Annotated in this window: 8 protein-coding genes; 4 read left to right on the plus strand and 4 right to left on the minus strand. The window is 28.4% G+C overall.

The annotated features are described in order from the left end of the window. Positions 1 to 86: 86 nt before the first annotated feature. Complete coding sequence (locus I4U58_RS10370; protein WP_195931274.1) at positions 87 to 821, minus strand: YkgJ family cysteine cluster protein; 735 nt, start codon at positions 819 to 821, stop codon at positions 87 to 89. Positions 822 to 905: 84 nt separating this feature from the next. Between I4U58_RS10370 and I4U58_RS10375 the strand changes: the two genes are divergently transcribed. Beyond that, positions 906 to 1157 carry a hypothetical protein gene (locus I4U58_RS10375; protein ID WP_195931275.1) on the plus strand — a complete coding sequence of 84 codons (252 nt, stop codon included), beginning with the start codon at positions 906 to 908 and terminating at the stop codon, positions 1155 to 1157. 134 nt (positions 1158 to 1291) lie between these two features. Here I4U58_RS10375 and I4U58_RS10380 read toward each other — a convergent pair whose 3' ends face one another. Beyond that, the gene (locus I4U58_RS10380; protein ID WP_195931276.1) at positions 1292 to 3052 is read right to left on the minus strand and encodes a glycoside hydrolase family 3 protein; all 1761 of its coding nucleotides are present in this window, start codon (positions 3050 to 3052) and stop codon (positions 1292 to 1294) included. A 105-nt stretch (positions 3053 to 3157) separates the two neighbouring features. Further along, positions 3158 to 4600: a glycoside-pentoside-hexuronide (GPH):cation symporter gene (locus tag I4U58_RS10385; RefSeq protein WP_195931277.1), complete on the minus strand. Its 1443-nt coding sequence runs from the start codon at positions 4598 to 4600 to the stop codon at positions 3158 to 3160. Positions 4601 to 4734: 134 nt separating this feature from the next. Between I4U58_RS10385 and I4U58_RS10390 the strand changes: the two genes are divergently transcribed. Further along, positions 4735 to 5619 (plus strand): AraC family transcriptional regulator, encoded by an 885-nt coding sequence (locus tag I4U58_RS10390; RefSeq protein WP_195931278.1) that lies wholly within the window; start codon positions 4735 to 4737, stop codon positions 5617 to 5619. Between the two features lie 163 nt (positions 5620 to 5782). Here the strand turns inward: I4U58_RS10390 and I4U58_RS10395 are convergent, their stop codons facing one another. Next, a complete protein-coding gene (locus I4U58_RS10395; protein ID WP_195931279.1) occupies positions 5783 to 6841 on the minus strand; it encodes an SH3 domain-containing protein in 1059 nt (352 codons plus the stop codon). A 537-nt stretch (positions 6842 to 7378) separates the two neighbouring features. Between I4U58_RS10395 and I4U58_RS10400 the strand changes: the two genes are divergently transcribed. Beyond that, positions 7379 to 7720, plus strand: coding sequence for a hypothetical protein (locus I4U58_RS10400; protein ID WP_195931280.1), 342 nt, complete (start codon positions 7379 to 7381; stop codon positions 7718 to 7720). Positions 7721 to 8029: 309 nt separating this feature from the next. Further along, positions 8030 to 9625 carry a putative manganese-dependent inorganic diphosphatase gene (locus tag I4U58_RS10405; protein ID WP_195931281.1) on the plus strand — a complete coding sequence of 532 codons (1596 nt, stop codon included), beginning with the start codon at positions 8030 to 8032 and terminating at the stop codon, positions 9623 to 9625. Positions 9626 to 9733 lie beyond the last annotated feature (108 nt).

The following is a 9733-nucleotide window of genomic DNA, read 5'->3' on the forward strand; positions in this document are numbered from 1 at the left end:
GGACGAGTTTTTGTAAGTCTATACGGCACTACACAATATCCATATGCCTGATATATTTGAATTATAGTGTCTATTTAGCTTATTTTTTAATACAGTTTAGCAAGTAAAATTCTTTTTATTTTATTTATTACATTTATATTTTCTTCTTTTGTTATTCTAATTTTAATTTTATATGCAAATTCAGAATACAACATACTCTCTATAAAGTATTCAACTATACCTCTATCTTTATATGGTATATTTATTAATTCATTTCCTAAAATTCTAGCATCTAAATTCATTATTTCATCTTCAAAGTTAAGTCTATCTTTTTTAGATAAATAATCTTTTTCTGGCTTAAATACATCACAGTATTTTATAGAGAAGTTTAAAACCTCATCACTTATATCTACACCATATATTTTATTCATACTATCTTTATAGTCCATATTTTGTTCTATTACTCTGCTTAAATTAGCATTATATTCTTCCTTTTTCCAATGACCAAATAATCTACAGTTAAGCGGTCTAACTTCATATATTAAACATCTATTATTTTCATCTCTAAATGGACATGAATTTTTCTTCATCAATTCCATAAAATAATAATCGACTATTCTCTCAATAGATGCCTCTCTAAGCTCATCTTTATCAGCTAAATATCTATATATATTTAAAAACTCTATTAAATTAATACCAACAGACTCCATACAGCAATTTCCACAACCACTGCACTCTCCTTTTGGCAATGTAGAGTATATTTCATTTAATTTTTCAAAATAACCATTTTTCTCACAAAACGCAATACTTTCTAGTATTTGTTGTCTTTTTATACTAGCCATAATTTTCTCCTCTTGTTATAATTATTTAGTTAATACAAAAACTTATTATAACATATTTTTGAATATAAATTAGGAGGTATATATATGAACAGATATACTAAAATTATTAATATGATGGAAAGTTATTTTACTAAGGATTTTGAAAAAACTAAAAAAGGATTTACTAAAGTAAGAGAAGTAAAAGAAGAGACAGTAAGAAAAGCATTCTTAAAAGGAAACTGCGAAGTTTTAGTAATACTTGAAGATTCTGATAGAGAAATATTAATAGATGATTTTTCTCCTGATGAAGATATAAAAAAATACTTAGGAGCATCTTTTATAAATCCAAAAAGATAGTATCCTAATATCACACAATAATCATTTTATAATACAAAATAAACACAATGCAAAAGAGCTGATTTCAATAATCTTATTGATATCAGCTCTTTTAACTTTGATATTATGAAAAACTATATTTATATTTTCGTAGATTAAAATACTGTGTCACACAGTCCACAATACGCATCTACTGGACTTACCCCTGTAAATTCAGAACGACCTAACATTTTTTCTACTAGTAGTTTTAATGTGTAGTCTTTGCTGTCATATGTATTTATATAAGTTTGAACTTGAGGCACATCAGCTAGATGGAATGGTGATAATACTGATACAAATATTGTTGGTATTTCATGAACATAAAACGGCATATCTGGTGTTCCTTTTGCCATACTCCACTCTATACGTTGATGAGTATTTGCACCTACATTAGCTACGTTTATTATTAAATCATATTTCCCTGTTAATTCTGCTATTGGACGTTTTTGTGAATAAACATCTAATAACTTCATAAGAATTTCTTCTTTTGGAAGTTTCATTATTTTTTCCATAGCAGATTCATATATCTCAACTTCAAATCCTTCTTGCTCTAATAATTCTTTTATTTCTTCTATTGGAGTTTTCTTTCCTCCACCCATTAAGTCAGCTATACCATTAGCTATACCTTTAACATTTACAAGTAATACTCTTTTATGTTTTTCAGGACTCATTGGGAATATATTTTCTTCATTTTTAACTAATGTTATTGATTTATCAGATATTTCTTTTGCTATTTCTTTATAACTATCTAAACCTATTTTAGCCATAGCTTCTGCTTTTGGTTGAAGTATTTCTGTTTTTGGTTTATTGTGAAGTCCTAAAGCAGCTTTTGTTCCTAATATTCTAGTTAAAGCTTCTTCTAATCTTTCATCAGTTATTATACCTTTTCTGTATCCTTCCATCATCCATTCAAAATCTTCTTCTGGATCATTGAAGAATAAGAACATATCACTTCCTGCTGCTATAGCAGTTGGTAACATTTCACTACGTTTCATTGCTGAAGTCATAGCTACCATGTGAGACGCATCAGTTACAACTAAACCATTGAATCCCATTTTTCCTCTCAATAAATCAGTTAATATATATTTATTTAATGTTGCTGGCATTAATAATTCTTTTTTTGTTGCATTTGGGTTAAAATAACGAACATATTCTGGTAAAGCTATATGTCCTGCCATTATTGATGGAAGTCCTGCGTCAATTAAACCTCCATATACTTTTCCGAATGTTTCATCCCATTCTTCTGGTGAAAGTGTATTTGGAGCAAATGATAAATGTTGATCTCTTTCATCTATACCATCGCCAGGGAAGTGTTTAGCAGCTGGTGCTACTCCATTTTCCATCATACCTCTCATAAATTCTAATGAGAATTCTAAAGTTTTGTCTGCATCTTTTGAGAATCCTCTGTTTGTTGTTATTGGATTTCTCCAGTTTATCATTAAGTCTACTACTGGTGCAAAACTCCAGTTACATCCTATTGCAGCAGATTCTATTGCAGAAATTTTTCCTAGTTTATACGCATACTCTTTATTATCAGCAGCACCTACTTTTATTCCTGCTGCTATATAAGTTCCGTCTAAACATGCACCGTTTCCGCCACCTTCTGTATTTGCAGCTATTAGTAGAGGTATTTTACTATTTTCTTGAAGTATTTTATTTTGATCATATACTTGATTTGACATAGCTGGGTTATAACGAACTCCACCTATATGATAATTATCTAGTACACTTTTTAAATAGTCTTCTTCACGACTAGCTCCCATATTAATAAATAATTGTCCGATTTTCTCTTCTATTGTCATGTTCGCAATAGTATCTTTTACCCATTTTACACCTTGCTCATCAAGGTTATACGGTTTTGCTGTTAAGTTTACCATTATCTTTCCATCCTTCGTACATTTCTAATATATTTCAAGTTTTATTTAAACTCGCCCAAAATCACGACTCGAGCGAGTTTGTTTTTACTATAATTTTTAATTTATTTATTGTGCTTTTTCACGACGAGCTTTTAATTCTACTGTTACTTCGTCTACTACTTTTTTGCTTAGTGGAAATGTAAATAACATTACTAGTAAAACTGTTAAGTATATAAGTCCTGGTATTAATATATTCACATCATATACTCTGTTTATTACTTCTGCAGTTTGTACAGTTGCTGCTGATTGATATCCGATTAAAGCTAATACAAATCCCCCAAGACCTGTAGCTAATGCTTGTCCAACTTTTCTAAAGAATGAGTAGATAGCATATACTGTACCATCATCTCTTTTTCCATTTTTCATTTCTTGATAATCACAAACATCTGTTAAGTAAGCCCAAGAATACATACTATATATTCCGAATCCTATACCATTTACAAACATTAATGCATAATATGTTGTTATGTTTGTAACTCTCATAAAGTAAAGTGCTATTAATGTTATAGTTGCTAATGCTAAACCAACGCATCCAACTTCTTTTTTACCGTATTTTTGTGCTAATTTAGAAGCAAATATTGAACTTCCTGCCATAGCAGCTGTATTTATAAGTGTTGCAAGCATCATTGCTTTTGCATTTCTGAAATAATCTATAAATAAATAACTACGTAATGCAGTTGTTAATGTTGAAGCTACTAATACTAATGTAGTTGATAATATTAAAGAAACTAATGCTTTATTTTGAACTAAACTTTTCATTAATCCAAAGAAACTTTGTTTTGGTGCATTTTCTTGTTTGTTTAATACATCAACTTTTACACGCTCAGTACTTAAGCTATAGCAAAGTAAGTGACATATTAATCCAAGTACTGAGAATACTATACCTACTATTGTAAATCTTTCTGCTATAACTACTTGGTTACCAAGTTTGTCAGTTGCATATAAGAACATTGGTGCTATCATATTTATTGCTAAACCTGCACATAAAGCTCCCATAGTACGGAATGTAGATAATGAAGCTCTATCTTTTGCTTCTGGACTTATTACTGAAGCCATTGAACCATAAGGTATATTGATTCCTGTGTAACAGAAACTTCCCCATACTATATAAGTTACTGCTATATAAATTATTTTTGCTGTCATACTCCAATCTTTTATAAAGTGCATCCACATAAGTGCATTAGATATTGCTATAGGGAAACTCATTCTTAAGATCCATGGACGATATTTCCCTGCTTTTGTTGGTTTTGCTGTATCAACTATTCTACCCATACCTACGTCTGTAAAGGCATCTATGAATTTAGATAACATGAATATAGTCCCTACTACTCCACCATTTATCCCTAAAACTTTTGTACAAAATACTAATAAGAAACTACTTACAAATAAGAATGAAAAGTCATTCCCAAAATCCCCAAATAAATAAGCAATCTTATCTCTTAAACCAAAAGGTCTTTGTTGCTCTACTTCATACTGATTAACTTTTTCTGCTGTGTTATTAGCTATCATTTGTTACAATCTCCTTTTTAATATAAATATTTTATAATTTCTGATATGTGTTATATAATTTAATGATTTCTATCTTAAATAGCTCATTAAATTTATCAACAATGAAACTTAATGAAAATTTTATTGAAAGTATAATGAAAGAAAATCATATTGAGGAGAATCTTCGTGATACGATTTTCACTTATTATAAATCATTACCTGTAATTAATTCTGTTACAGTTATCTCTACATTAAATTCAATATTAAGTGCTTTTATAAAAGATTATAATACTCATATAGCTCATATTAATTTTGATGAGAAAAAAATAAAGAAAATCGACTATGTAAATAGGGATGATTCTGAATTTAATAGTGAATATTATAAAAAGTATAGGGAATATTTATCCCATATTTCAAGTTGTGTTGTTTTAGGTAAATTTTATGAAGCTAAAGAATATTTAAAATTATATATACAGCTTACAGGCTTTTTTAAAGAACAATCAATAGATCAAATAAAACATAATTTATACATGCTAAATTCCAGATTAGAGTCTTCTTTATTAAAAAGCTCTATTCCTGGAAGTCATGTATATCTTCTTTATAAAAAAATTGAGGTTCAAATAAAAAACGAAGTCAGTCTATCTTCTTTAGAAAAACTGCCTTATAAAATTTTAAAAAATTATTGCTTATTGAGTAATAATTTTAATTTACAAAATTATTCACTCACAGTTCGTAATGCAATAGAATATATAAATTTAAATTTAAATATGGAATTATCTTTATCAAGTATTTCAGAAGTATTAGATAAGAATCCTTCGTTTTTATCTAACCAGTTTAAAAGGGAGACTGGGAAAACAATTACAAAGCATATACAAGAAACTAGAATTGAAAAAGCAATAACATTACTAACAACAACAGATTTAAGTATACAAGAAATATCAGAAAGCGTAGGAATAAATGATTTAAGTTGGTTCTCTAAATTATTTAAAAAAATAGTAGGTGTTTCTCCTACACAATATAGAGCAACTAAATTTAGTTAAATAAAATTCACTTCGTTCATATCGTCAACGAATCGGAGATTCCGTTTCTTAAGGCAATAAGTTGGAAATTATAAATTATCTAAAACTTAGATAATTTATAATTTCCTTAGAATTAAAAAAGGATGTATAAAAATTTATACATCCTTTGAATATTCATATTTTATTATTTTACAAAGTGTACTGCTCCAGTTATTCCACTATAGTTACTTGAGAAGTAATTAGTGAATTCACTGATTGATTTAACTATAGTGCTACCTTCTGGTTGTCCAGCGTATGCATAGTTATCAGAGTAATATACTTTTCCGTCTTTTATAGCATGTATGAATAAAACATGTCCTACTGTACTTGTTGATCTATAACTTCTTGGGAAAGTAACTACTACGTTGTATACGTCTTTTCCACCGTTAGCATTTACTAAGTTTGTAAGACAGTTTACACCTGCATATTTCTTTTGAGTGTATCCAGTACGAGTTTTCCCGTTATTTGTTAATTTTGAATACCATTGACTACCATTCCAGTATGTATCTGGTGTTTGATATATATTTAATGCTCTAAGTTGTGAATAAACATATAAAGAACATTGTTGTGAGAAGTTAGTTCTTCCTGTCATAGCTTTAGCTTGAGCGTATGTAGTAGCTATTTGACTTTTTATTTGACTAACTGTTTTAGTAGTCGTTGTTGTATTAGTAGTTCCTGTTGATGTTGAACCACTTGAAGTTGTTCCAGTTGATACATATGTTTTACTTACCCATCCGTATCCACCGTTGTAGTTTATTTTATACCATCCGTTACTTTCTTCATATATAGTAACTGTTTTACCGTTGCTTAATGTTCCTAATATACTGTATGTTGTAGCTGCTCCACTTCTAACGTTTAATGAAGTAGCTGTTATTGTTCCAGTTTTTGAAGCTTGTGTAGTTCCTGTTGAAGTTGATCCTGATGTTGAACTACTTGAGCTTGATGTAATATATTTTCCGCTAACCCATCCGTCATTGCCTTTGTAGTTTATTTTGTGCCATCCATTTTGAGTATCTTTTATTTCAACTGAATTTCCTTTAGTTACTGTTCCTAAAATGTTATGTGATGTTGAAGCTCCACTTCTAACATATAGTGAACTAGCTGTTACTGTTCCGCAACTTGCCGCATCAACTTGAGTTGTTACTCCTAACGCAGCTACTACTGCTCCTACAATTACCGACGTTTTAACAAATTTCTTTAACATAAATTATTTTCCCCCTAAATCCTTTTTTATTCCGAAAATCTTTATTGTAAATACTTTTTATTGTAAATAATTCTTGATTTTAATGTACTTAAAACTCGTTTAAGCAATTTCTATTTTCTGATTGTTTTTCTTTTTTATTCCTTTTAATACAAATATTATATTACATTTTCGTAACTTTTGAAACCTTTTTTTGCAAAAAAGTTACATATTTGTTACTTTTTTAATGCAATTTTTCTAATTTTTTTCTATTAAACCTTAGTAATTGCAATGGCTTTACTATTTTGTAATTTGTAACTTTTTTGTTAAAATTTATTTTTTATTTTTTGTATATAATTCATAAATTTGAACAATAATACTATTGTAATTTAAATATTTAACTCAATCTCCCCCAATTTAATTGAGCTTTCATTCCCCCAAATGAAAGCTCTTATTTTTTATAAAAAGTTACAACTAAACATCTAATTCAAATATGCTTGAAAATTTTTATTCTTATATGCTAATTTAAATATTAATTACTATATTAAGTTGGAGGCAATAATGATTAAAATAGGAAAAATAAATTTAGATTGTGATTTTGAATATAGAACAATTCGAGAAGAAGATGATGATTTAGACCTTTATGTAGACGTAAATTATAGATGTTTAGATATAAATCTTGGTGATGATAATTTCTTTAACTCTAGAATACAATTCCCATTTGTCAGATCTATACTACTTAGAATAAATAAAAACATGGAAACTATTACTGTTCATTTAATGAGAGATATCGATTTATTCTCTGCATTTGCAAACTTTGAATTAGATTTAACCGACCAAGTTCTTTGCATAAAAAATGAATACGAAAAGGTAATAATGTCTAAAATCATAATAGATAAATAACAGATCAAAATAAGGGAGTTTTACCTCCCTCCTTATGCTTATAAATACTCTGTTATCTTTACAATATAATTTAAATTTATATTTATTATATTGTCTATGTTAATATCTTTATTTATTGTATAATAAGTATTGCATTATAACAAATATCATACTTAATTTATACATTATTTTTTTTATATGAACAAATATATGTGCCTATTTGTTATAATAAGTTTATTAATGATATATTTTTGAGGATTAGGTTAATCCTTAGTTAAAATAAGAATATATTCTAATTATTTTTTTAGATAGTTGAAAGGAGTTATTTATATGAGTTTATTAGTTTTTGGACACAAAAATCCAGATACAGATAGTATATGCTCTGCTATTTCATTAGCACACTTAAAAAACCAAATAGGAGTTGAAGCTACTCCTTACGCTTTAGGAGAAGTTAGAAAGGAAGCTCAATATGCTTTAGATTATTTCGGTGTTCAAGCTCCTGAAGTTCTTGAAGACGTAAAAATACAAGTTAAAGATTTAAGTTACGATAGAATAAAATCTTTAAAACCTAGCGATTCAGTTTTAAACGCTTACAACACAATGATAGAAAAAGGAACAAAAACTTTACCAGTAGTTTCTGCTGACGGAAAATTCCAAGGTATAATAACAATGGTAGAGATAGCTAAAAGTTTAATGTACCAACATTTCAGAAGGGTTAATATACCTCTAGAGAATGTTTGTTACAACTTAAAAGGTGAAGTATTAGTAAAATGCGGTGATTCTTTCAGCGGTAGAGTAACTACTTTATCTTATGGAATAGAAGAAATAATGAACCTTTTAGGTGAAGGCGACATAGCTATAGTTGGTAACAGATATGATATAATCGAATACGCTATAGATACTAAAGTTGCATTATTAATATTAACAGGAAAAGCACAACTTAACGAAGAGTTAACAGCATTAGCAAAAGCTAACGGTGTTACTGTTATATCTGTTGATTGTGATACATATACTGCATCTAATTTAATAAATCAATGTGCAGAAATAGAAGATATCATAACTAAAGAAAACTTAGTTTTATTCAACGAAAATGATTATGTTGATGATGTAAAAGAAACTATGTTAAATACAAACTTTAGAGCTTATCCAGTTATAGATAATGATGGACAATTCTTAGGATTAGTTTCTAGAAGACATTTATTAAACCCAACTAAGAAAAACGTAATATTAGTTGACCACAACGAATTTGCTCAAAGTGCTGATGGTATAGAACAAGCAAACATAGTTGAAATAGTTGATCACCACAAAATAGGTGGTATATCTACTGACTTACCAATATCAGTTAGAGTTGCTCCAGTTGGATGTTGTTCTACTATAGTATACAACTTATACAAAGAACATAAAGTAGAAGTTCCTAAACACATAGCTGGTTTATTATTATCTGCAATATTATCAGATACATTAATATTCAAATCACCAACTACTACTGAATTAGATAAAAAAGCAGTTTTAGAATTAGCTGAAATAGCTGGTGTTGATTATGAAGCTTACGGAATGGATATGTTCAAAGCTGGTACTTCTTTAGATGAATTCTCTATAGAAGAAATAGTAAACATGGACTTCAAAGAGTTCAACATGAGCGGAAATAAAGTTGGTATAGGACAAGTTATGACTTTAGATATAGATTCTATATTAAATAAAAAAGACGAATACTTATCTTATATAAACGGTACTGACTACGATATGTTAGTATTAGCTATAACAGATATAATAAAAGAAGGCTCTTACTTATTATACAAAGCTAATGATTCAGTAATATCTGAAGCATTCAACGTTGATGCAAATCAAGGTGTATTCGCTGAAGGTGTAGTTTCTAGAAAGAAACAATTAGTACCTAACTTAACTAATGCAGTTAAAAATATGTAATAAAAATATCTAGATTATAGATATAAAATATATAGGAATATTATCTGTATACACTTCTTATTTTACTGTAGCAGATATAATAAATAAATCAGTCGTACTTCACGAAAA

It is taken from the genome of Clostridium sp. 1001270J_160509_D11 (genome assembly GCF_015667935.1).
Lineage (GTDB): Bacteria > Bacillota > Clostridia > Peptostreptococcales > Peptostreptococcaceae > Intestinibacter.

Excerpts from the sequence above, each read along its gene's own strand:
- I4U58_RS10390 (WP_195931278.1), top strand. The coding sequence starts at position 4,735 with ATGAAAGAAAATCATATTGAGGAGAATCTTCGTGATACGATTTTCACT.
- I4U58_RS10375 (WP_195931275.1), top strand. The coding sequence starts at position 906 with ATGAACAGATATACTAAAATTATTAATATGATGGAAAGTTATTTTACT.
- I4U58_RS10380 (WP_195931276.1), bottom strand. The coding sequence starts at position 3,052 with ATGGTAAACTTAACAGCAAAACCGTATAACCTTGATGAGCAAGGTGTA.
- I4U58_RS10385 (WP_195931277.1), bottom strand. The coding sequence starts at position 4,600 with ATGATAGCTAATAACACAGCAGAAAAAGTTAATCAGTATGAAGTAGAG.
- I4U58_RS10400 (WP_195931280.1), top strand. The coding sequence starts at position 7,379 with ATGATTAAAATAGGAAAAATAAATTTAGATTGTGATTTTGAATATAGA.
- I4U58_RS10405 (WP_195931281.1), top strand. The coding sequence starts at position 8,030 with ATGAGTTTATTAGTTTTTGGACACAAAAATCCAGATACAGATAGTATA.
- I4U58_RS10370 (WP_195931274.1), bottom strand. The coding sequence starts at position 821 with ATGGCTAGTATAAAAAGACAACAAATACTAGAAAGTATTGCGTTTTGT.
- I4U58_RS10395 (WP_195931279.1), bottom strand. The coding sequence starts at position 6,841 with ATGTTAAAGAAATTTGTTAAAACGTCGGTAATTGTAGGAGCAGTAGTA.